Annotated in this window: 16 protein-coding genes and 2 pseudogenes; 9 read left to right on the forward strand and 9 right to left on the reverse strand. The window is 40.9% G+C overall.

Annotated elements, in window-relative coordinates; all coding sequences use genetic code 11:
* Nucleotides 1-8 precede the first annotated feature (8 nt).
* The 8 genes and pseudogenes from GKR74_RS15505 to seqA all read right to left on the reverse strand — a co-directional run bounded on the left by GKR74_RS15505 (nt 9) and on the right by seqA (nt 10742).
* Nucleotides 9-2321: a DNA internalization-related competence protein ComEC/Rec2 gene (locus GKR74_RS15505; RefSeq protein ID WP_154604250.1), complete on the reverse strand. Its 2313-nt coding sequence runs from the start codon at nt 2319-2321 to the stop codon at nt 9-11.
* 295 nt (nt 2322-2616) lie between these two features.
* A complete protein-coding gene (gene ihfB / locus GKR74_RS15510) occupies nt 2617-2904 on the reverse strand; it encodes an integration host factor subunit beta (protein WP_006657810.1) in 288 nt (95 codons plus the stop codon).
* 54 nt (nt 2905-2958) lie between these two features.
* The gene (gene rpsA, locus GKR74_RS15515; RefSeq protein ID WP_006662163.1) at nt 2959-4632 is read right to left on the reverse strand and encodes a 30S ribosomal protein S1; all 1674 of its coding nucleotides are present in this window, start codon (nt 4630-4632) and stop codon (nt 2959-2961) included.
* A 170-nt stretch (nt 4633-4802) separates the two neighbouring features.
* Nucleotides 4803-5489, reverse strand: a pseudogene (cmk, locus tag GKR74_RS15520) ((d)CMP kinase).
* 190 nt (nt 5490-5679) lie between these two features.
* On the reverse strand, nt 5680-6957 hold the full coding sequence (gene aroA / locus GKR74_RS15525; protein ID WP_154604251.1) for a 3-phosphoshikimate 1-carboxyvinyltransferase: 1278 nt from the start codon (nt 6955-6957) through the stop codon (nt 5680-5682).
* Between the two features lie 108 nt (nt 6958-7065).
* Nucleotides 7066-8154 (reverse strand): 3-phosphoserine/phosphohydroxythreonine transaminase, encoded by a 1089-nt coding sequence (gene serC / locus GKR74_RS15530; RefSeq protein ID WP_154604252.1) that lies wholly within the window; start codon nt 8152-8154, stop codon nt 7066-7068.
* Nucleotides 8155-8446: 292 nt separating this feature from the next.
* Nucleotides 8447-10081 carry a phosphoglucomutase (alpha-D-glucose-1,6-bisphosphate-dependent) gene (gene pgm, locus GKR74_RS15535; protein WP_181478285.1) on the reverse strand — a complete coding sequence of 545 codons (1635 nt, stop codon included), beginning with the start codon at nt 10079-10081 and terminating at the stop codon, nt 8447-8449.
* A 112-nt stretch (nt 10082-10193) separates the two neighbouring features.
* A complete protein-coding gene (gene seqA / locus GKR74_RS15540) occupies nt 10194-10742 on the reverse strand; it encodes a replication initiation negative regulator SeqA (RefSeq protein WP_154604253.1) in 549 nt (182 codons plus the stop codon).
* 222 nt (nt 10743-10964) lie between these two features.
* Between seqA and GKR74_RS15545 the strand changes: the two are divergent.
* The 8 genes and pseudogenes from GKR74_RS15545 to GKR74_RS15580 all read left to right on the forward strand — a co-directional run.
* Nucleotides 10965-11738, forward strand: a pseudogene (locus GKR74_RS15545) (alpha/beta fold hydrolase); the annotation flags it as partial.
* A 224-nt stretch (nt 11739-11962) separates the two neighbouring features.
* Nucleotides 11963-14050, forward strand: coding sequence for a peptidase domain-containing ABC transporter (locus tag GKR74_RS15550; protein ID WP_154604255.1), 2088 nt, complete (start codon nt 11963-11965; stop codon nt 14048-14050).
* 17 nt (nt 14051-14067) lie between these two features.
* A complete protein-coding gene (locus tag GKR74_RS15555; protein WP_154604256.1) occupies nt 14068-15396 on the forward strand; it encodes an HlyD family type I secretion periplasmic adaptor subunit in 1329 nt (442 codons plus the stop codon).
* Between the two features lie 3 nt (nt 15397-15399).
* Nucleotides 15400-17490 carry a type I secretion system permease/ATPase gene (locus GKR74_RS15560; protein WP_154604257.1) on the forward strand — a complete coding sequence of 697 codons (2091 nt, stop codon included), beginning with the start codon at nt 15400-15402 and terminating at the stop codon, nt 17488-17490.
* 173 nt (nt 17491-17663) lie between these two features.
* Nucleotides 17664-17957: a LexA regulated protein gene (ybfE, locus tag GKR74_RS15565; protein ID WP_036951793.1), complete on the forward strand. Its 294-nt coding sequence runs from the start codon at nt 17664-17666 to the stop codon at nt 17955-17957.
* Nucleotides 17958-18112: 155 nt separating this feature from the next.
* The gene (fldA, locus tag GKR74_RS15570; protein ID WP_036951795.1) at nt 18113-18640 is read left to right on the forward strand and encodes a flavodoxin FldA; all 528 of its coding nucleotides are present in this window, start codon (nt 18113-18115) and stop codon (nt 18638-18640) included.
* A 229-nt stretch (nt 18641-18869) separates the two neighbouring features.
* The gene (gene fur / locus GKR74_RS15575) at nt 18870-19316 is read left to right on the forward strand and encodes a ferric iron uptake transcriptional regulator (RefSeq protein WP_154604258.1); all 447 of its coding nucleotides are present in this window, start codon (nt 18870-18872) and stop codon (nt 19314-19316) included.
* Between the two features lie 432 nt (nt 19317-19748).
* Entirely contained in the window at nt 19749-20270 is a 522-nt protein-coding gene (locus GKR74_RS15580; protein ID WP_230089171.1) for a bactofilin family protein, read from the forward strand.
* Nucleotides 20271-20446: 176 nt separating this feature from the next.
* On the opposite strand, the gene ansB is transcribed toward GKR74_RS15580, so the two are convergent.
* Complete coding sequence (gene ansB, locus GKR74_RS15585) at nt 20447-21490, reverse strand: L-asparaginase 2 (RefSeq protein WP_154604260.1); 1044 nt, start codon at nt 21488-21490, stop codon at nt 20447-20449.
* Between the two features lie 235 nt (nt 21491-21725).
* Here ansB and ycaO point away from each other — a divergent pair, with 235 nt between their 5' ends.
* Nucleotides 21726-23480, forward strand: a complete 1755-nt coding sequence (ycaO, locus tag GKR74_RS15590) for a 30S ribosomal protein S12 methylthiotransferase accessory factor YcaO (RefSeq protein WP_154604261.1) — start codon at nt 21726-21728, stop codon at nt 23478-23480.
* Nucleotides 23481-23681 lie beyond the last annotated feature (201 nt).

Raw genomic sequence — 23681 nt, forward strand, 5'->3', positions numbered from 1 at the left:
GCACTATTCTACAAGGGAAATTGGCTAACACCAAACCACAGATGATACCAACGTGGATTAATTTCTTTCCTGTAACGTAAGATTTCCATTTTTTCTTTATTAAAACATATTGTTACCTGACCTTCCTTCGCCGTATTTAACCACTGAATATTCTTTTTAGCATAGCGCAAATAGACTTTATCTGATGGAATTTTCCATGGGCTATATCTCGCAGAGGAAACTAATGCGAACGTTGGTTGTACTTTTCGTATAAATAAAGGTGTTGAAGATGTATTACTTCCATGGTGAGGAACAAATAAAATATCCGCTTTAAGCTGCCCATCATTTTGTAATGCTAATCTTTTTTCACCTTGCTTTTCCAAATCCCCAGTAAGTAATAGTTGCCGATACCCATCACTAACCTGAATCACGCAGGAATCATTATTATGCGATATCTCAGCTAATTTCTCTGGCCACAATACTTCGAACCTTAACATCCCCCATTGCCAGCGTTGTCCTTGATAACAAGGAAGATGATTGGGTTGGCCAAAGCTACTACGTAGGCTTAACCATGGATATGCTTCAATTAAATCAGATATACCACCAGTATGGTCAAGGTGATTATGACTTAAGATTGCGTTGATAGGTGTGACTTGATGATGCTTTAAGAAAGGAATAATTTGCCGTTTAGCGTTGCTTCCACCATTCCAGAGGTTTCCCGTATCATATAAAACCCCTTGTTGATTTTGCACCATAACCACGGCAAGTCCATGCCCAATATCCAGCATGGTTAAGCACCAGTCATGCTCTTCGTGCTGGCTTTGGCTCTTAGTGAAAAAAAATAAAATACCAATACAACTTAATAAACCAAGATAATTTTTATACCAACCAAATAAGATAATAAAAGCAAATGCCCAACAAAAAAACACGCTATAAATAGGCATTGTGTTAATTTCAGTCCAAAAGCCGCTTAAATATATCAATGGCCCTAGCCCAAGCTCGAGGATACTATCAATTAACCCGAAAGCAACATTATGCCAAGCACTTATAGGTAACAATAGCGTGCTAAAAATAACGGGCACCACTCCCCAAGTAATAAGCGGCACAAACCATAAATTTGCAAATAAGCTCATAATATTAACACCGTTAAACAACAATACTTGAATAGGTATTAGTAAAATCAATAAACCAATTTGCAGATGAATTAGAGGCATTATTTTTCCCATAATTGGATGGCAACTCAACGTAGGTGAAATGGGAAAAACACGAAACCAATACAGAATAGCTAATACAGCAAAGCTAGATAACCAAAAGCTATCGGAAAGGATAGCAAGCGGATCAAACAATAAAATCCCAGAAATACTCCATAACGCCCATTGCCACGGAAAACAGAAAAATGGCTGCTTACGAATATAAATCCAAAGTAGCAATGCAAATACAGCTCGAGTTGCAGGGATCGCAAAATTCGATAACCAAGCATAGAGAATGGCAAATATAACACCTGAAAATAATGGTAAATTCTCCCCTATCCATTTAACGGGTAGGAAAAATTGCAATAAGCGAGCGCATAAATAACCAATTAAATAGGCAATTCCAATGTGTAATCCAGAAATTGCGATCAAGTGTGTCAATCCTGTTGATTGCAATAACTGTGTATGTTCCGTAGAAAGCCGTCCTCTCTCCCCAAACATTAGTGCATAAATAATTCCATGATTTTGTCGTGTCGAAAGTGTTTCGCCGAACTGGTCGATAATTTTTTGCCGTAGAGAACATTGCTGGCCTACTTGTACTGCTTGTTTGATTTTTAGTGTACCGACAACTCGTTGAGCAATGAAATGCCTTTGCAGATCAAATCCGCCCTCATTCAAAGAAGCATGAACTGGATTTAGCTTGCCAACGACATTCCACTTCTGCCCTGCGCATATTCTTTCATGCTTATTCTGTTTTAAATTCCATGATGCATAGAGCGGAGGAAAAATTCGTACTCCATCGACTCTGTCTATCCTTACTCTCTTTTTTACATCGTCCTGATTGAGTGGAATGCTAACAATCGTAATATCCCATTGACGATGAGAACTACTTAAAAAATCGATTTTTTTCTGCACCTCAACACCATGCCAACAAGCCCAAAGCCAGCTCATTCCCATTAATGCCAAGAATCGAATGCGCTTATTGCGCCAAATAACCATCAGAGTGACTAACAGAATAATACCAGCCACTAAGTAGTGACTAGAACTAGGAAGATTCGGCAAGAAAAGCAACGGAAGCGTACCGATAATCAATGCAATAGCGACTTCTGTATAAGAGAGTTTATCTTGATAGTGGCGGCTAAATTTTCCCATCGACCTTAAACCTACCTACGATTATTTCTGTGCAGATAAGTTAAAGGTATTCAGAGTGATTCAATAACCTTGTAATTAGAAAATTTAAAGCGTTATTCCAAAACTATATGCAATGCAAAAGAGTTAAAAAATTGAGCTGCGAAGCGCTTCGCAAAAATAGCTTTAAATGATGTATTTAATAAGATATTAGAAGGTAATTTAAGAAAAGCAGAATGGGGATATTACAGACATAAAAAAAACAGCGCTATATCAATATAGGCGCTGTTTTAGAGTAATAATTAAGATTTACAGTCGATTATTGACCGTAAATATTTACACGATCGCGTAACTCTTTACCTGGTTTGAAGTGGGGAACGTATTTACCTTCCAGTTCCACTTTATCACCTGTTTTTGGGTTACGGCCAACGCGTGGAGCACGGTAGTGAAGAGAAAAACTGCCGAATCCACGGACTTCAATACGCTCGCCTTCAGCTAACGTATCAGCCATATGCTCAAGTATTTCCTTTACAGCTTCCTCAACGGTTTTCGCTGAAAGATGAGACTGCTGGCTAGCCAGTCTTTCAATTAATTCAGACTTGGTCATAGTACCTCCCTAAACTACCGATACAAAGGGGTAACCGAAGTTACCCCCACTTAATTATTCGCCTTTAGCTGCTTTGAAAGCTTCAGCCATTGCATTGTTGCCGAATGCAGTATCTTCTTGCTTGTTCACAGCTGCGACAGCGTCTTTCTCATCAGCTTCGTCTTTAGCGCGAACAGACAGGTTGATTACACGGTTTTTACGGTCAACACCAGTGTATTTAGCTTCAACATCATCACCAACGTTCAGAACCAGAGTTGCATCTTCAACACGGTCACGTGAAGCTTCTGATGCACGCAGGTAACCTTCAACGCCCAGAGTCAGCTCTACAGTTGCACCTTTAGCATCAACTGCGATTACTTTACCAGTAACGATTGCGCCTTTCTTGGTTGCTGCCAGGTAGTTGTTGAATGGATCTTCAGCTAACTGTTTAACGCCCAGAGAGATACGCTCACGCTCTGCGTCGACTTGCAGAACAACAGCTGCGATTTCGTCGCCTTTTTTGTAGTCACGAACTGCTTCTTCGCCTGCAACGTTCCAGGAGATGTCAGACAGGTGAACCAGGCCATCGATGCCGCCGTCCAGACCAATGAAGATACCGAAGTCAGTGATTGACTTGATCTTACCTTCAACACGGTCGCCTTTGTTGTGAGTCTCAGCAAATTGCTGCCATGGGTTAGATTTGCACTGTTTCAGGCCTAAGGAGATACGACGACGTTCTTCATCGATATCCAGAACCATAACTTCAACAACATCACCAACGTTAACAACTTTAGATGGGTGGATGTTTTTGTTAGTCCAATCCATTTCTGAAACGTGAACCAGACCTTCAACGCCTTCTTCGATTTCTACGAAGCAACCGTAGTCAGTCAGGTTAGTAACGCGACCAGTCAGTTTAGTACCTTCTGGGTAACGTTTAGCGATTGCGACCCAAGGATCTTCGCCCAGTTGTTTCAGACCCAGAGAAACACGAGTGCGCTCACGGTCGAATTTCAGAACTTTAACATTGATTTCATCACCAACGTTGACGATTTCGCTTGGGTGTTTAACACGTTTCCAAGCCATGTCAGTGATGTGCAGCAGGCCGTCAACACCGCCCAGATCAACGAATGCACCGTAGTCAGTAAGGTTCTTAACGATACCTTTAACTTCCATGCCTTCTTGCAGATTTTCCAGCAGTTGATCGCGCTCAGCGCTGCTTTCAGATTCAATTACAGCACGACGAGAAACAACAACGTTGTTGCGTTTCTGATCCAGCTTGATTACTTTGAACTCAAGCTCTTTGCCTTCCAAGTGAGTAGTATCACGAACTGGGCGTACATCTACCAGTGAACCTGGTAAGAACGCACGAATGCCGTTCAGTTCTACAGTGAAACCACCTTTAACTTTACCGTTGATAACACCAGTTACAGTTTCAGCTTCTTCGTAAGCTTTTTCCAGCATCAGCCATGCTTCATGACGTTTAGCTTTCTCACGAGACAGAATAGTTTCACCGAAACCATCTTCTACTGCATCCAGAGCTACATCGATTTCGTCGCCAACTTGGATTTCCAGCTCACCCTGAGCATTTTTGAACTGTTCTACTGGGATAGCAGATTCTGATTTAAGACCTGCGTCTACCAGGACTACGTCTTTATCGATAGCAACTACTGTACCGCGTACAATAGAACCAGGACGAGTTTCAATATTCTGCAGGGATTCTTCAAAGAGTTGAGCAAAAGATTCAGTCATATTAATGATCTTCAAGTGTCTTATATTAACGTCCATCTAGCATCCCGCCAAATGGGGTTGTTTCACATACCCCACAACATTCCTTGTCGCAAGGTTTTAACCATGCTAGAAAATAACCAGCATGGAGGTAATTGCGTATATTATCTAATTATAAGCTAAAATAAAGCCTATTATCACGATAATTGTAGAATTTTTTTCGCATAGGTACGTGCTTTTTCAATAACTTCCTCAATAGACATACTTGTGGAATCCAGCACTAACGCATCTTTAGCGGCAATAAGAGGAGCAACCGGACGGTTACGATCCCGATAATCGCGCTCTTGAATTTCGGTCAAAAGTCGCTCAAAGTTAACATCAAACCCTTTCTCCTGCAACTGCTTCATCCGGCGATGAGCTCGCTCCTCAGCGGAGGCATCCAGAAAAATTTTCACTGGTGCATCAGGAAAAACTACTGTTCCCATATCACGACCATCGGCAATTAAACCCGGCATCATTCTAAATGCGCGCTGGCGTCTTAACAGGGCTTCTCGCACACGCGGGAACGTGGCTGTTTGAGATGCGGTGTTCCCGACGGTTTCTTGCCTAATTTCATTAGACACATCTTCACCTTCGAGAATGACTTTTAAACGATTTTCTTCAGGTACAAAACGCACATCTAAATTTGCAGCTAAAGGCACTAAAGCATCTTCAGATTGAATATCGACGTGGTGATGCAGAGCCGCTAGCGCTAATACGCGGTAAATTGCACCAGAGTCTAATAATTGCCATCCAAATTCATTTGCTAATGCTTGGCAAAGAGTACCTTTACCCGCTCCGCTTGGTCCATCAACGGTGATTACAGGGGCGATAGCCACCATAAAAAATCTCCTTTCCTGCAAATAGCCTCAGCTACCCGCAATTAAAATCTGTGGGGATATTATACCTACTCATCGATATTGTGAAATACGCAGGTGGGTTTGTTACAAATAAAAATAGGTGAAAATAAGGAAAATGAAAGGAAAAGATTGGTTGATAACACATTGATGTTAATCAACCAATCCAATTCGGTTAGTGGCTTAATCGCGCGAGTTGTTGGAAATAATCTGGGAAAGTTTTTGCTGTACAACCCGGATCTAAAATCGTTACCGGGGTATCGGAGAGTGCCACCAACGAGAAGCACATCGCGATACGATGATCATTATAGGTTTCAATTTCAGCATGTTTTAGCTGGGCTGGTGGCACGACACGGATAAAGTCGTGCCCTTCTTCAACTTCTGCACCCACTTTACGTAGCTCAGTTGCCATCGCAAATAAGCGATCCGTTTCTTTCACTCGCCAGTTATAGATATTACGAATGACAGTCTCACCTTTTGCAAACAGAGCAACCGTTCCGATAGTCATCGCTGCGTCGGGAATAGCGTTCATATCCATATCAATGCCGTTCAGAGTTCCACGCTCACATTCAACGTAATCATCCCCCCAGCGGATAATTGCACCCATTTTTTCCAAAACGTTAGCGAATTTCGTATCACCCTGTAAGCTATTGCGGCCAATCCCAGTGACTCGAACGACGCCACCTTTAATCGCTGCGGCGGCTAGGAAATAGGAAGCGGAAGATGCATCCCCCTCGACAAGGTATTCACCCGGAGATACGTAATGTTGCTGACCTTTGATCACAAATTTTTGGTATTGATGATTTTCAACATTCACACCGAAGGTTTTCATTAATACCAGCGTAATGTCGATATAAGGTTTGGAAACCAGCTCGCCTGCAATCGTAATCACCGTGTCCTGAGAAGCTAAAGGCGCCGCCATTAATAATGCAGTTAAGAATTGGCTAGAAACAGAGCCATCTACGGAGATATTCCCACCAACAAAGCCGCCATTTAAACGCATCGGTGGGTAATTTTCTTGTTCAAGATAGTCAATCTTAGCGCCGCCTTCTCTTAAGGCATCCACTAAATGACCAATCGGGCGCTCTTTCATGCGCGGTTCGCCCGTTAATACAATATTATTTGCGCATAATGACAGTGCGGCCGTTAATGGGCGCATTGCGGTGCCCGCATTACCTAAAAAGATCTCAAGTTCGCCTTGATGAGATAAACAGCCATTTATCCCTTCAACTTGGCAACGAGTTTTATCTTCAGATAATTGATATTTAACACCTAGCTGGCTTAATGCATTCAGCATATGGCGAATATCATCGCTGTCTAATAAATTAGTGAGTACCGTAGTGCCTTTTGCCATAGCGGCTAAGAGAAGTGCGCGGTTGGAGACACTTTTTGACCCCGGCAGATTAATGGTGCCATTAATTGAAGAAATTGGTTGTAATGTCAGGGATTGCATGAAAAGTGATTTCTCCGATGTGATTTGCTACTTTTTTATCGTTATTTAAATGAATGAGCCGACTCGCTCTTCCTGAGCAAATCGGCCTAACAACTAGTACATCATAAATTAGGCATGATGACGTTCAAAATCAGCCATAAAGTCAACTAACGCCTGAACACCCGCCAGCGGCATCGCATTGTAAATAGATGCGCGCATTCCGCCGGAAACCTTATGGCCTTTTAGTGATAATAACCCTTGGTTTTTAGCATCTTCGATAAATGTTGTATCCAATGCAGGGTTTTGCATTTGGAATGGTACGTTCATCCAAGAGCGATTCTCCACCGCGACGCGGTTAATATAGAATTCACTGTCATCGATTGCGCTATACAGCAACTGTGATTTTTCATAGTTACGTTTTGCGATTTCCTGCAATCCGCCTTGCTCTTTTAACCATTTGAAAACCATACCCGCTAAATACCAAGCAAAAGTTGGCGGAGTATTGAACATGGACTCATATTGCGCAAGTACAGTGTAATCAAAAACAGATGGCGTTTGAGGTGAAGCTTTGCCGAGCAGATCTTCACGAATGATAACCAGCGTTAAGCCTGCTGGACCAATATTTTTCTGTGCGCCAGCATAAATCACGCCATAGCGGCTTACATCGATAGGTTTAGATAAAATCGCAGATGAATAATCAGCAACTATAATTTTGTCCGCTGGGAAATCAGGCTCTTCATGGATAGCTAAGCCACCAATGGTTTCATTCGGGCAATAATGAACATAGGCAGCATCTTTACTTAATGGCCATTCATTCATTGGTTTGATGCTAACAACGCCGTTATTTTCTTGAACGACATCAATCACGTTCGGGGTGCAATATTTTTGAGCTTCTTTAGCAGCTGATTCAGACCAATAGCCACTGACAATGTAGTCTGCTGTCGTTTTATCACCTAACAGGTTCATTGGCAGTGTGGCAAAATGAGCACGAGCACCACCATGACAGAATAAAACTTTATAGTTATCAGGAATATTTAATAAGTCGCGTAAATCTTGTTCTGCTTCTTTCGCAACTTCAATAAAATCTTTCCCGCGATGGCTCACTTCCATCACAGAAACCCCTAAACCTTTCCAGTTACAAAATTCTTGCTCTGCACGGCGCATGACTTCAACGGGTAACATTGCCGGCCCTGCGCTGAAATTATAAACCTGACTCATTGACCTTACCTACCTTCAATATTGTTAGTTAACATCACTCAGATACCTAAAGTTGTATCATTCCGAGCCACTAGCTGCAACGGTTATTACGTATCGATAGCAAAAACAAAAGGTCAAATTTGAAGGGTAAAAAAAGAAAACAATTTTGTTAATAGCGTCACAGAATCCGCTACCACAATTTTATGAAGTAATGTGTACTAAAAAGGAGATAAAATCTCGAATCTGCTTTATTTTGCAGTTGGGAATTTAATGATGAAAAGCGGGCAATAACCACCCGCTTTAAAGACAAAAACTAACTAATCACTTTACTAACGATTTCAATCGCTTCTTTCTCAATCAAGTGAAGATGTTCTTCACCACGGAAACTTTCACAGTAAATTTTGTAAGCTTCTTCAGTGCCTGATGGGCGAGCGGCAAACCAACCATAGTCAGTCATGATTTTTAACCCGCCAATTGATGCCCCATTGCCCGGAGCCGCCGTTAAACGCTGAGTAATTTTATCACCCGCTAATGTATCTGCTGATACCATTTCTGGTGATAACTTGCTTAACTTAGCTTTCTGCTCGTGGGTTGCTTTCGCTTGGATACGACTGTAGATTGGTGCGCCAAATTTTTCAGCGAGTTTATTATAACGCTGCTGAGGGTTTTCCCCTGTTACTGCTGTAATTTCTGCAGCAAGCAGACATAAAATAATGCCGTCTTTATCTGTCGACCATGGCGTACCATCAAATTTTAAAAATGAAGCACCAGCACTCTCTTCGCCACCAAAACCAAGGCTGCCATTAAATAAGCCATCCACAAACCATTTAAAGCCAACAGGCACTTCAATGAGTTCACGGCCAATATCATTAACAACACGGTCAATCATGGCGCTGGAAACTAACGTTTTACCTACAGCAACTTCTTTGCCCCATTGAGGACGATGTTGAAATAGATAGTCAATCGCAACAGCAAGGTAGTGGTTAGGATTCATTAATCCACTTGGGGTAACAATGCCGTGGCGGTCATAATCCGGATCGTTCGCAAATGCTAAATCAAACTTTTCTTTCATTCCCAGCAAGCCAGCCATCGCCCAACGGGATGAACAGTCCATACGGATCACACCATCGTGGTCTAATGGCATAAAGCGGAATGTTTGGTCAAGCTGGTCATTAACAATTTCAATATCTAACTGATAATACTCTGCAATTTTTTTCCAGTATTCAATACCGGAACCGCCCAGAGGGTCGACGCCGATTTTTAATCCTGATTTTTGGATAGCTTGCATATCCACAACTTCGCCGAGTGCGCGAACGTATGGCATCACCAGATCTTGCTCTGTCACAAAACCACTCGCCATTGCATCGGCAAAATCTAAGCACTTCACACCATCAAGATCTGCTGCAAGTAATTGATTAGCATTCTGTTCAATAACCGATGTCAAATCTGTATCCGCAGGACCACCGTTAGCAGGATTATATTTAATTCCACCATCTTCCGGTGGATTATGAGATGGAGTGATTACGATGCCGTCAGCAACATCTTGATGCGCTTTGTTATAGCTTAAAATCGCGTGAGAGATAGCCGGAGTTGGGGTAAAACCGTTATCTTCTTGAACAATTACATGAACTTGGTTAGCTGCTAATACTTCGATCACCGATATAAAAGCTGCTTCTGACAGCGCATGGGTATCTTTACCCACATAACAAGGTCCTGATACCCCTTGCTGCTTACGCAGATCAGCTATCGCTTGAGCGATTGCCAGAATGTGGTTTTCATTAAAGTTTTTACGCAGCGAACTACCACGATGCCCAGAAGTCCCAAACTTGACGGCCTGAGAAGACACATCGGGATCTGGCTGCTGGGTATAATATTGAGCCGTTAACTGAGCAACGTTAATCAAATCACTTTGAAATGGAAGCTGCCCTGCTCGTTCATGAATTGCCACTTGTTATCTCCCAAAGCACCGATGCTTAGCGTGAAACACCAGTGACTTCACAATGTTTAGATGACTATCAAGGTTAGATAGCATTACTAAGATTAGATAGTATTTACCAAAGTTAAATCGTATTGCCGACTTTTTCGATGACATTCGCTGGGAAGTTCATCTCTTGCATAATCGCATCAATCATACTGCGCTTGCGATTAGTGTTGGTGTTAGTGATCACCCAATACGGCGTGCCCGGTATATGGCGAGGTTTTGATTGCTTGCCCGCAGCCAGTAGTGTTTGCTCATCACCAGCAAAATAAACACGGGTGCGGCCATGCATCGATTCTGTTGCGCTCTCAAAACTTTTAGCATCTAAGCTGTATAGCGTTGAAAGAATTAGCATAAAGCGGTCAATCGCCTTATTTTTTTCTGCATAAGCATCAGATAATAATAATTCTCTGATCACTCTCACAGGGTTTTGAGCAACCACCTTGGTATTCATCACCGGCGCATCTTGTGGCGCTAACGGTGCTACACTCACTTCTTTTGCGGGTACTGGCTGCTGCGCGGATTTGAAATTTAGCATACGGCGTAAAATATCCGATGCACTTTCACCGATATGCTGTGTGTGACTTGCAATATAGCGGTAAAGCTCTTCATCAACTTCTATCGTTTTCATTTTTTCCCAGTACTTTCTTAAACTAAAATTCGCGCCAGATTATAAGCCAGAATTAAAAAAAACAAAACAATTAAAATTTCAATAACTTAAAACAAACAACGAGTTAAGTTTCATGGGATTTCAGTAGGTTACCTTGTTCTGATTATACAGATTTGGTTTTTTGGCATCACCATGCCATGATAAGTCTTCAATCTGACAAACAACATCAATCGTAGTCCAAATATGACCGAATTACTCAATTATACAATCCATAAACCTGAAAATCCGATCACCGTCACCCCCGTCGTTTTGATCCATGGACTCTTTGGTGACCTGAATAATTTAGGTGTTTTAGGTCGCGACTTACAAAACTATTTCGATACTATTCAAATCGATGTACGCAACCATGGTGACTCATTTCGTTCTGACGAAATGGAATACCAACAGATGGCCGAAGATGTGATTGCGCTCGTAAAATCCCTTGGTTACCACAGTGCTATTCTTATTGGGCACTCCATGGGGGGCAAAATTGCCATGGCTGCCAGTGAGATAGCGCCTGATTTCATCGAAAAAATTGTGGCCATCGATATCGCACCTGTCGCTTACAACGTTCGCCGCCATGACGAAATTATTGCTGCGCTAGAAGCAACAACTCAAGCGCACGCTAAAACCCGCCAAGAGGCTAGCGGCATTATGCGCGAATTCATTCCCGAAGAAGGTGTCATTCAATTCTTACTAAAATCCTTTAAACAAGGCGAGTGGAAATTCAATCTTTCGGCAATCAAAGCTAACTATGAAAAGATCATCGGTTGGAAAACTGTGCCAAAATGGGATAAACCCGTGTTACTGATCCCCGGCGGAAATTCGCCCTATGTGCAAGCCGAATACCGCGACGACATTGCTACACAGTTTCCTCAAGCCAAAGCTTGGGTGGTTGCCGATGCCGGACATTGGGTTCATGCAGAAAAACCAGAGCATGTATTACGAGCGATTCACCGCTTTTTAGCTATTCCTGACTGATCTAACCGCATTGACTCCCGCAATCCTGATATTGAATATTCAAATCGTCAATATCAGGATAAAACACATCCATTAAATATATTCATATTCAAATAATAAGACGAACTTCAATACACTTGTAATTATGATGACTGTATTATCTACCTCGATTAAATAATCATATTTTTCAAATCGATATATACACAGACATTATTAAATATACAGGATGATGAATATACACAATGGAAAGTGTCAAAACACAATCAACATTATATTTTATTGGCGTTATTGCAAAACTTTCTGGCGAAATTGATTATGATGATTTCAAACAGAAAACAGAGAATATAAATCAATTTCAAAATTATATTAAAACAATAAAAGATAATTATCAGATTAAATGCAAGAATAAGCATCAGCGCGATAAAGGCATTGCAAAACTACCGTCACCCGCCATTCTTTATGATAATGATGGTCACGCTTTTCTGCTGGCTAATCATAATCAAGAACAAGTGCTCATTCAGCGTTTTGGTCATCCTACACCTGAAATATGGAGCCATGAAGAGCTACAAAAAAATTGGAATGGGGATTGGCTTCACGTCAAAGTGAAGCAAGGGAAATTCGATATTTCATGGTTCCAAGCGGAATTTATGAAGTACCGCAAAATCATCACTTGGGTATTGGTTTTCTCTTTTATTTTACAAATATTAGCGCTAGCCTCCCCCATTGTGATGCAGGTTATTATGGATAAAGTGCTTATTCATAATAGTTTATCCACCTTGGATGTTTTAATTTTCGGTTTAATCGTCGCTGCGATTATTGAGGTTATATTAAAAGGGCTACGGGAATATATTTATAATCATACCGTTAATCGTATCGATATGACGTTAGGATTAAAGTTAGTTAATCACTTATTGCACCTACCTATTTCATTTTTTAAAAATCGACAAATTGGTGCCATTGTTACCCGAGTTAAAGAATTGGAAACTATCCGAGAATTCTTGACCAGTAGCTTTTTCACGTTATGTGTCGATGTTCTGTTTTTGTTCGTCTTCATCTATGTGATGAACTTGCTTTCCGGCACCCTCACCTTACTTTTCCTCTGTTCTATTCCCTGTTATTTATTGGTCGCATGGTGGCTAACACCGAAAATTGAAGCTGCGGCTCAGCAACAGTTTGCCAATATTGCGGTGAATACCTCATTCTTAACAGAAAGCGTTAATGGGATTGAAACTGCCAAGAGCTTATCCATTGAACCGAGCTTTACCCGTCGTTGGGATAAACAAACGGCAGATATGAGCCAAACCAATTTTGTATCTGGGCAAATCAGTTCACGCTCTGAACATATTGTAATGGTCATTGAAAAGGTGACGAGCGCCATCATTCTATGGGTTGGCGCATCTGAAGTTCTGGCTCTGCAATTGACTATTGGGCAATTTATTGCCTTTCATATGATGGTCAATCATGCAAACCAGCCTCTCGTCAAACTGGTCAAATTATGGGGAGATTATATTCGAACCAAAGTGGCAGTAGAAAAGCTGTCACAAATCATTAATCTTCCGCAAGAACAGAGCAAGAAAGAAAACGAATCTCGGCTGAGTGGTGATATTCAATTACATAACATTAGCTTCCGTTATCAACCCAATATGCCGACCGTCCTCAATAACTTTAACCTTTCAATAAAAGCCGGAGAAACTATTGGTATTGTAGGCACATCGGGCTCAGGGAAAAGCACTCTAGCTCGGTTAATTTTGCGTTTATACACCCCAGAACAAGGGGGAATCTATCTTGATGGAATGCCAATTACAGCGCTTAGCCTTGCTTCCCTAAGGCAGCAAATTGGTATTGTTTTGCAAGAGAATTTTTTATTTCATCAATCTGTTTTCGACAATATTGCTCAAACTCGCCCTAATGCCTCAATGGATGAGGTTGTGAATGCTGCAAAAATGGCGGGAGCCCACGATTTCATCCTTAAATTGCCGATGGGCTATGACACGATTTTAGCCGAAGGCGGCTCTTCTCTTTCTGGAGGCCAACGCCAACGCATCGCCATTGCCAGAACACTATTGTCGGATCCAAAGATCATTATTTTCGATGAGGCCACCAGCGCCTTGGATGATGAATCCCAAGCTATCATTCAAGAAAATATGCAAGAAATAGCTAAAGGACGTACCGTAATTACGATTGCCCACCGCCTTTCGACGATCCGCAACCACCAAAGAATTATCGTGATGCAGCAAGGGCAAATTGTTGAGCAAGGTAGCCATCAACAATTAATCGAGAACAATCAATTTTATACACATTTATGGACGCTTCAGCAGTCTCTTAAATAATGACACGGATGTTAACCATGAAAAAAAAATCAGCGCTCTCTCGCTATAACAGTTTTTTACCTGCCCATTTGGCTATTTTAAAAACGCCACCTTCTTATTTGGCATTTACCATAGCCATCAGTATTAGTGTTGGTATTTTTATCGCTATTGCTTGGTCTTATTTTGGCAAACTGGATGTTCAAGCGACCACTCAAGGAAAACTCATCGTTTCAGGACGAACCCAAACCATTCAAGCTTTTGAATTAAGTCGTTTACAGCAAATTCACGTTGAAGATGGGCAACAGGTAAAGCAAGGGGATCCATTACTCAGCGTTAAAGTATTAGGCGTAGACCAAGATATCCTTAGTCAACACTACCAAAAAAACTTTCACGCTAGTGAAGAAATGATCCACCATGCTCTACTCAACCAGCAATCCATTGAAATTTCTGCTTATTACAGCAAACTATCCGCTACGGAGAAAACTCAAGCACAACTCAGCTATCAAACTATTAAAAAAGAGTATGAAACCTTACTCAACGAAATAACCAATGAAATTCAAATTAATCGCGTTAACTTTCAAGCGAGAGAACGAGAGTTAAAAGACATCAATATCTTGATGAATAACATTAAAAAACGGCTCGATGCGCATACCGCCCTGAGTCAAAAACAGTTAATCAGTCAAAAAGAATTTTTAGAACAGGAGCGTGAATTACTACTCGCAAGAAAAGAAAAAACCACCAAACAATCCGAACTCTCTATATTAAATAGCCAACATCATGCGTTACTCGAAAAGCAAGATAGGATTAATGCGCAAAAACACCAAGAATGGCATGAGAAATATCAGCAAGCTAAATTCAAATTTGTTTCTCTTGAACAGGAATTGATTAAAAACCAAGAAAGAAATCAGCTTGAAGTTATTCGCGCGCCAGTGGATGGAACCGTGCAACAAATTGCGGTTTATACCCTAGGCGCTGTATTACAACCAGCACAGCAATTGATGGTTATTGTACCCAATAACCATGTGCAATTAGCTGAAGTCAAAATACTCAATAAAGATATTGGCTTTATCCAAGAAGGCTTAAAAGCGGATGTCAAAATTGACGCCTTTCCTTATACCCGCTATGGGACTATCGAAGGTGAGGTATTGTCCATTTCCCGTGATAGCACGCAAGATGACAATCTAGGTCTCGTTTATTTAGCGCAAATTGGTTTAAGCAGCAAACAGCTATTGGTGGAAGGCGAGCAAATTGAAATGACTCCAGGCTTGTCTATTGTTGCTGAAATAAAAACAGATAAACGGCGATTAATTGATTATCTATTAAGCCCAATTAACGAATATACTGCCACAGCCATGAGAGAGAAGTAATCGATGGAACAGCAAAATAACAATGGCTTGGAAGCCTTAATATGGATTGCTAATCATTTTCAAAAAAATGTCACTCAAGGACAATTAATGCATGCCATTGGTATGCAGAATGATTCCCCCACAGATTTTGAAATCAGGCAATGTGCACAGATTATTGGTTATGAAACAGAGCTCATTTCTCTCACTCGACAACAGATGCAGGATATCCCATTACCTGCTTTGGTGTTGATTAATCAACGCTGGCATATTATCACCCAAAACTCACCGCTCACCGTGCTCTCACCAAAAGAAGGCGATGAGGAACCATGGAATGAATCCCCCGAATACAATTACTCCGTCATTTTAATTAAAGAGCAGTTGGAGAAAGAACAAAAAAGAGCATTTGGTATCAGTTGGTTTATTCCATCCATTATTCGCCAACGTTTAAAACTCAAAAACGTCTTTATTCTTGCTGCAATTGTGCAATTTTTTGCTCTCGTAAGCCCCCTACTATTTCAAAACTTAATCGATAAAGTACTTGTCGGGCGCAGCTTGCATAATTTACATGTTATTGCCTTGGGAATACTAGCTATTGCTATTGCAGAACCTGTTTACAGTTTTATTCGTGATAAAATTTTCAGTCATACCAGCACACAAATTGGCTCGGAGCTATCAGGTAAAATTTATCGCCATTTAATGGCACTGCCGCTTAATTACTTTAAATTAAGGCCCACAGGGAAAATCATTGCACGAGTCCGTGAATTAGCTCATATTCGCCAGTTTTTGACTGGCTCAACACTGATGCTGTTTATTGACTTTATCTTTGTGATCCTCTTTATCGCCGTCTTATTTTCATATAGCAGCCTAATGACATGGACGCTGGTAGGGTCTATGGGAGTCTTTTTCGTTCTGTGGATGATTTTAGGTCCAATCATCCGCCAGCAGACGGAAAAATCCTACCAAGCTGATGAAAACGGACTCACATTTTTAACTGAATCAATAACCGGTATCGAAACTGTAAAAACGACAGCCACTGAAAAATACTTTTTCCAACGCTGGCAAAAATTACTCAGTCAACAATTGAGTCAAGGCTTCAAAGTTTCCATGCGTAGTGTGGTGGCAACACAGTTAATGACGTTAGTCAGTAAAGTCACTACCGCTGTTCTACTTTGGCTTGGTGTTAATGAAGTCTTGGAAGGAAATATCACTCCTGGAGAACTTGTCGCTTTCAATATGTTAAGCGCCCACGTTACTCAGCCTATTCTACGCTTTGCTCAAATTTGGCAAGACTTCCAACATACCATCATTTCTCTACGTCGCGTTGGCGATATTCTTGATAAACCTATAGAAAATGAACGCCAAGGCATTGCTAGCTCAAGCACCATTCAAGGGGAAATTGAGTTTCAAAATATCCGTTTTCGCTATCAACCAGAAACTCCTGAAGTGCTAAGTAACCTGACTTTATCCATCAAAGCCGGAGAATTTATTGGTATCACAGGGCCATCAGGATCAGGAAAAAGTACCCTCACCAAATTGTTACAGCGGCTATATATCCCTCAACATGGGCAAGTTATTGTGGATGGAATGGATCTAGCGGTGACAGATACCGTCGCGTTACGCCGCCGAATGAGTGTCGTCCTTCAAGAAAGTACTCTTTTTGTCGGAACAATTGCAGAAAATATCCGATTAAGTTACCCACAAGCGAGTGAAGAACAATTAGTCCATGCTGCAAAATTGGCTGGAGCCTATGAGTTTATTATGTCTTTGCCTGAAAACTTTAATTATCATTTATCTGAAAAAGGGTTAAATCTCTCTGGCGGTCAACGTCAACGTATTGCGCTTGCTCGAGCTTTAATTACTGAACCTGATATTTTAATTCTCGATGAGGCCACCTCTGCGCTGGATTACGAATCGGAATCCGCCATCATGAAAAATATGCCGTTGATCACACAAGGCAGAACGGTGATTAGCATTGCCCATCGCCTCAATACCATTATGAACGCCGATAAAATTTACGTGATACGAAATGGTGAAGTCGCCGAAGCGCAAACTCATCAGAACCTTCTAAAACTGAATGGTCTTTATGCCAATTTATGGCAACAACAGACTCGTTAACCTGAATAAAAAAGCATCACTTACTCTTTGGGTGATGCTTTTTTCTTAAAAGTGCTTTTTTTTTAATCTATTAGATGAATTAGCGGGGTATGCACCTATGGTACTAGGGGTTCAGCTAGGGTATCATTGCCCGCTGAATTACTGGCACACCCCTTCCGTTAGCAATAGTAGATATGGCAAAAGAACAAACTGACCGCACCACACTGGATTTGTTCGCAGAAGAACGCAGGCCTGGGCGACCAAAAACTAGCCCGTTGTCGCGGGATGAACAATTACGAATCAATAAGCGAAATCAGCTAAAACGAGACAAAGTCAAAGGGCTACGTCGAGTTGAGCTGAAATTAAATGAAGACGCTGTCGCGGTCTTAAACCAATTAGCTGAAGAGAAAAACATAAGCCGAAGTGAGCTAATTGAAGAAATTTTGATGGCTCAACTTGAGCAGGTTAGTGAGACAATTGATCGCTAGCCGTATCTGGGTAAATCACACAAATTTGACAGACTAACACTGTTTTTTTCGCCAAAATAAGGCGCAAAATTTTACCTATTTTCGTTCTATATTTTAGTTCTAGCAGAATCGGTAATTTATACTCTCTACTAGAAAAACAAGAGGTTAATCACTTTATGGCAGTTATAGGCATTTTCTTCGGAAGTGACACAGGTAACACAGAAAATATTGCCAAAATGATCCAAGAAAGATTAGGCAAAGATGTTGCAGAAGTTCACGATATTGCTAAATGCAGCAAAGAAGATATCGAAGCATTTGATATCCTACTTCTTGGCATCCCTACGTGGTACTACGGTGAAGCTCAGTGTGATTGGGATGACTTTTTCCCAACATTAGAAGAAATTGATTTTGACGGCAAGCTTGTCGCACTGTTTGGTTGTGGAGACCAAGAAGACTACGCAGAGTATTTCTGTGATGCGATGGGAACTATCCGTGACATCATTGAGCCACGTGGTGCAGTGATCGTGGGCCATTGGCCAACTGAAGGCTACCACTTTGAAGTCTCTAAAGGTATGGCAGACGATAATCACTTTATCGGCCTTGCTATCGATGAAGATCGTCAACCAGAACTGACCGAAGAGCGTGTTGACGCTTGGGTTAAACAGATCTCTGAAGAGATGTCTCTGGCTGAAATCCTTGGCTAATAATGACATAGATTGTCAATTAAAAGCGGGTGCCATTCGATATGATGGATTATTCCTTCCATCTAATGGACTCGCTTTTAAGAACGAATCAAAATAATGAGACAATGCATGGTTTCTATTTTTATTTTCCATGCCTATAATTGTAAATCAGTTTAGAAGACAACTGGATTTTTGTTAAAAACGTCTCATTATTGTTAAATTTATGATTTAAAATACAGGACAAGCCCGCATGACAGACAATAATAAAGCATTGAAAAATGCAGGACTCAAAGTCACTCTTCCAAGATTGAAGATTTTGGAAGTACTTCAGGAGCCTGAGTGCCATCACGTCAGTGCGGAAGATCTCTACAAAAAGCTGATTGATATTGGTGAAGAAATCGGGTTAGCCACTGTCTACCGCGTATTAAACCAATTTGATGATGCAGGTATTGTGACTCGTCACAATTTCGAAGGTGGAAAATCCGTATTTGAATTGACTCAGCAGCATCACCATGACCACTTAATTTGTTTAGATTGTGGCAAAGTTATCGAATTTACTGACGAATCAATCGAAGAACGTCAGCATGACATCGCCAAGCGCCACGGCATTAAACTGTCTAACCACAGTTTATATCTATATGGCCACTGTGCTGAAGGTGACTGTCGTGAAAATGAAAGCGTCCACGAAGCTAAATAATCACATTCATAAATCGTCTCATTAAAAATGAGGCGATTTAATTAATCAGTGATTTCGTATTGATGATACCCACTTAATGTTTATTAGTGGGTATTTTTATTTATATATTCTTAACATTCCCCTATTTTGCTCTTTAACTGAAAATTAGCGACTATTTTTTTAAAATACATAGCTTTATTTCTTCAGATAAAACTAAAATTATCCTCTATTCTTTAATTTGCCATGTGTTATTTTAATTTATACTCATGATCAAATTTATGCGTAAGAGATTAAAGGATGAAAAAAACATATCTGTTTTTGAACATAAGTTTTTTCTTCTGGTTTCTTACTTTGATAGCGTGGTTTTTTAGATATACCTTTGTGGCATCCGTTGCCTTTATATCTTCAATCATTTGTTTGGTTCTATACTTCAATTACAAAAAGGTTAGTCACATGTTCAATAAAAAACAAAACAAACCAGAGCCCACTCCCACTATCAATAAAGAAGAAATCACTCAACAAATTGCTGAGGAAAAAATGCAAACATCTACAGCAGTCGTTAGCGAAGAAAAAACCAATACCATTATTGCCAAAGATGTCGTGTTTGAGGGCAATATTACTTCCAATGAACAAGTGCATATTTATGGTACTGTGATTGGCAATATTACCGGTAAAAACAACACCGTCAAAATCATGCAAAATGGACATGTTACCGGCAATATAACCAGTAATGAGCTATGGGTAAATGGCAAAGTGGAAGGTGAATGCATCACCGAAACTATTAGCATTGATACCAATGGTGAAATTTATGGCATCATCCGCTATTCCAGTTTATCCATTAAAAAAGGCGGAATATTTTCTGGTCATGCTGAGGTTAAATCTGCAACGAAATCGACGGGAAACGTAGCGGTATTTAAAGAAAAAACCAAACAAGAAAATTCAGAACCACACACATCTGAAGCGGGTGCTCTGTAATTAAATTTGTTAAATAAATGATATTGAATTGCTCGATAATAACTTTATTACCTTATTTATAGGTGTTTATTGTCAAGTAATTTTGATTATATAAATTCGCTTATCACCAAAAGAACACGTTTTATACGTAATAAAAATAGAATAAAGGCGACATTTCTGTCGCCTATTATTAAATATTAATATTGTTCAAACATCTCTTGGATTTTTTTCGGGTCTTTCGTTTGTGTCAATGCTAATTGCAGTAATACACGAGATTTTTGTGGGTTCAATCTTTCAGATGCTACAAACCCATATTCATTATCATTCACTTCCGCATTTCGCGTTGTATAGCCTGTCGGTACGCGGCTGGAACGTACCACGACAACATCCTCTTTCGCTGCATTAGCTAATGCATCAAAAATAGTTTTATACATATTCCCGTTACCAACACCGGCACTCACAATACCTTTAACGCCTTCTTCGCGCAGTGCTTTCACTGGTGCTGAAGATGCATTCGCATAGTTATAGACAATACCCACTTCTGGTAATTTATCTAACTTACTGACATCAAAAACAGGTTTATCACCACGAGGCTCCGGTGCTTTATAGTAAGTCACTTTACCATCATGAATATAACCTTCTGCCCCCGCATTCACGGCATCAAAGGCTTGAACTTCTGTTGTGCTCATTTTCATAACATTGCGACCTTGGATCACTTTGTCATTCATAGCCATCAGCACGCCACGCTCTCCTGCAGATTTATCAGATGCTAATACAACGGCATTATATAAGTTCAATGGTCCATCAGCGCCCAAAGCCGTGGAAGGACGCATTGCCCCCACCATCACAATTGGCTTTTTACAGGCCGTGGTTAAATCAAGGAAAAAGGCTGTTTCCTCCATGGTGTCAGTACCATGAGTGATCACAAAACCATCGGTTTTATTACAATCTTGATTGATTTTTTTGGCGAGAGTTAACCAAACTTGGTCATTCATATCTTGAGAACCGATATTCACCAACTGCTCACCACTCAGGTTAGCAATTTTTTTAGTCTCTGGTACTGCATTAAGTAAAGAGTCAATTCCTACTTTCCCTGCTTGGTAGCTTGAACCTGTTGCTGATTCTCCACCGCCCGCAATGGTTCCGCCCGTTGCCAACACCGTAATATTCGGTTGTGCGAACGCTGATGCGGCAAACAGTGAAACCAGTGTGGCTAACAGCGCTTTATTTCGGTTTTTCATCCTATTTTCCTTTAACTAAAATTAACGAGCATATTATTAAAAATAAACTCACGTTATTATGTGGATTTAATCTGAGAGTTTTGTGATCGACTTTGTCATTTTAGTAAATTTTAATTTTTCGCTATTTTTCTGTCTTGAATAAAAAGCGTGAGCTCAACATAAAAAGCGTGAGCCCTAGGCAAAAAGTCCGTATCATAGCCGCTATCTGAAACAAGCCATTTACAAGTGACTGACAATGAGCCAAACATTTATTCCCGGCAAAGATGCCGCACTCGAAGACTCCATTGATGCATTCCAAACCAAACTGAAAAATTTAGGATTCGATATCGAAGAAGCCTCTTGGCTGAATCCGGTTCCAAATGTTTGGTCCGTTCATATTCGTGACAAAGAGTGCCCGCTGTGCTTTACCAACGGTAAAGGCGCAAGTAAAAAAGCGGCTTTAGCCTCTGCTCTCGGTGAATATTTTGAGCGTTTATCCACCAACTATTTCTTCGCGGATTTCTATTTAGGTAAATCCATCGCTGAAGGGGATTTCGTTCATTACCCTAATGAGAAATGGTTCCCGTTAACTGAAGATGATAGCCTGCCAGCCGGTTTGCTAGATGAGCGTTTGATTGCTTTTTATGATCCCGACAATGCACTCGCAGGCAGCCAACTGATTGACCTGCAATCAGGTAATGAAGAGCGCGGTATTTGTGCCCTGCCATTTACACGTCAATCTGATAACAGCACCGTCTATATTCCAATGAATATCGTCGGTAACTTATATGTGTCTAATGGGATGTCAGCCGGAAACACGGCAAACGAAGCCCGTGTGCAAGGATTATCCGAAGTATTCGAACGCTTTGTAAAAAACAAAATTATTGCCGAAAGCATTAGTTTACCAACGATCCCTGCCAATGTGATGGCTCGCTATCCTGGTGTAGTCGCCGCGATTGAAACACTGGAAAACGAAGGCTTCCCTATCTTCTGTTACGACGCCTCTTTGGGTGGTCAATTCCCAGTTATCTGTGTTGTGCTGTTTAACCCACAGAACGGAACGTGTTTTGCTTCTTTCGGCGCGCACCCTGATTTTGGTGTTGCCTTAGAGCGTACAGTCACTGAATTACTGCAAGGTCGTGGACTGAAAGATTTGGACGTGTTTAACGCCCCAACTTTTGACGATGAAGAAGTCGGTGAGCACACAAACTTAGAAACCCACTTTATCGATTCGAGCGGTTTAATCAGCTGGGATATGTTTAAAGACGATGCGGATTATCCATTTGCGGATTGGAGCTTTAAAGGCACCACGACAGAAGAATTTGCAACGTTAATGGCAATCTTCAACAAACTTGACGCAGAAGTCTATATCGCAGATTACAGCCATTTAGGTGTGTATGCTTGCCGTATCTTAGTGCCAGGTATGTCAGATATCTATCCTGTGGAAGATTTGCATATTGCCAACAATGCGATGGGCGCTTACCTGCGAGATACCATTATGTCCCTCCCTGATAGTCAGTGGGAAAAAGAAGATTATCTTGCTCTCATTGAACAGTTAGATGACGACGGATTAGATGACTTTACCCGTGTGCGCGAGCTGTTAGGTTTGGCTGTTGGTAAAGATAACGGCTGGAGCAATCTGCGCATTGGCGAATTGAAATCAATGTTAGCCTTAGCGGGTGGCGATCTTGAACAAGCACTGGCTTGGGTTGAATGGACACAAGACTTCAACAGTTCTGTCTTCACGCCAGAACGCGCTAACTACTACCGCTGCTTGCACACTCTACTGCTGCTTTCCCAAGAAGAAGAGAGAGAGCCTGCTCAGTATTATCAAGCATTTGTTCGTATGTATGGGCAAGAGGCAGTAGATGCAGCGTCGGCTGCAATTGCTGGCGAATCAAGCTTCTACGGATTATGGTCAATTGATGAAGAGCTCAAAGCATTACCAGCTCATCAAGGGCTTTTAGCTGCTTACGAAAAGCTGCAAAAAGCGAAGCGTGCTAATGCTTAATTAAGAAAGCCCGCCACTAAATCCATAGGTTTGGTGGGGGTTTAAGGTGATTTGAGATAAAAGCCTCTGGGCTTTTATCTTTACTTAAGCAATATTTAATTTCAATCACATAATAATTATCGAGATTCATTAACAATCATCTGTAACATTTTACTTATCGAGACCGTTTTGAGTCGTTTTATAAAATTTTTTTATAAAATT

The organism is Providencia sp. wls1914 (genome assembly GCF_009706645.1).
Lineage (GTDB): Bacteria > Pseudomonadota > Gammaproteobacteria > Enterobacterales > Enterobacteriaceae > Providencia > Providencia zhijiangensis.

What these genes read in the sequence shown, in the direction of transcription:
- serC (WP_154604252.1), bottom strand. Translation starts at nt 8,154, where the DNA reads ATGAGTCAGGTTTATAATTTCAGCGCAGGGCCGGCAATGTTACCCGTT.
- ybfE (WP_036951793.1), top strand. Translation starts at nt 17,664, where the DNA reads ATGGCAAAAGAACAAACTGACCGCACCACACTGGATTTGTTCGCAGAA.
- ycaO (WP_154604261.1), top strand. Translation starts at nt 21,726, where the DNA reads ATGAGCCAAACATTTATTCCCGGCAAAGATGCCGCACTCGAAGACTCC.
- ansB (WP_154604260.1), bottom strand. Translation starts at nt 21,490, where the DNA reads ATGAAAAACCGAAATAAAGCGCTGTTAGCCACACTGGTTTCACTGTTT.
- aroA (WP_154604251.1), bottom strand. Translation starts at nt 6,957, where the DNA reads ATGCAATCCCTGACATTACAACCAATTTCTTCAATTAATGGCACCATT.
- fur (WP_154604258.1), top strand. Translation starts at nt 18,870, where the DNA reads ATGACAGACAATAATAAAGCATTGAAAAATGCAGGACTCAAAGTCACT.
- GKR74_RS15580 (WP_230089171.1), top strand. Translation starts at nt 19,749, where the DNA reads ATGTTCAATAAAAAACAAAACAAACCAGAGCCCACTCCCACTATCAAT.
- GKR74_RS15505 (WP_154604250.1), bottom strand. Translation starts at nt 2,321, where the DNA reads ATGGGAAAATTTAGCCGCCACTATCAAGATAAACTCTCTTATACAGAA.
- GKR74_RS15550 (WP_154604255.1), top strand. Translation starts at nt 11,963, where the DNA reads ATGGAAAGTGTCAAAACACAATCAACATTATATTTTATTGGCGTTATT.
- ihfB (WP_006657810.1), bottom strand. Translation starts at nt 2,904, where the DNA reads ATGACCAAGTCTGAATTAATTGAAAGACTGGCTAGCCAGCAGTCTCAT.
- fldA (WP_036951795.1), top strand. Translation starts at nt 18,113, where the DNA reads ATGGCAGTTATAGGCATTTTCTTCGGAAGTGACACAGGTAACACAGAA.
- GKR74_RS15560 (WP_154604257.1), top strand. Translation starts at nt 15,400, where the DNA reads ATGGAACAGCAAAATAACAATGGCTTGGAAGCCTTAATATGGATTGCT.
- GKR74_RS15555 (WP_154604256.1), top strand. Translation starts at nt 14,068, where the DNA reads ATGAAAAAAAAATCAGCGCTCTCTCGCTATAACAGTTTTTTACCTGCC.
- rpsA (WP_006662163.1), bottom strand. Translation starts at nt 4,632, where the DNA reads ATGACTGAATCTTTTGCTCAACTCTTTGAAGAATCCCTGCAGAATATT.
- seqA (WP_154604253.1), bottom strand. Translation starts at nt 10,742, where the DNA reads ATGAAAACGATAGAAGTTGATGAAGAGCTTTACCGCTATATTGCAAGT.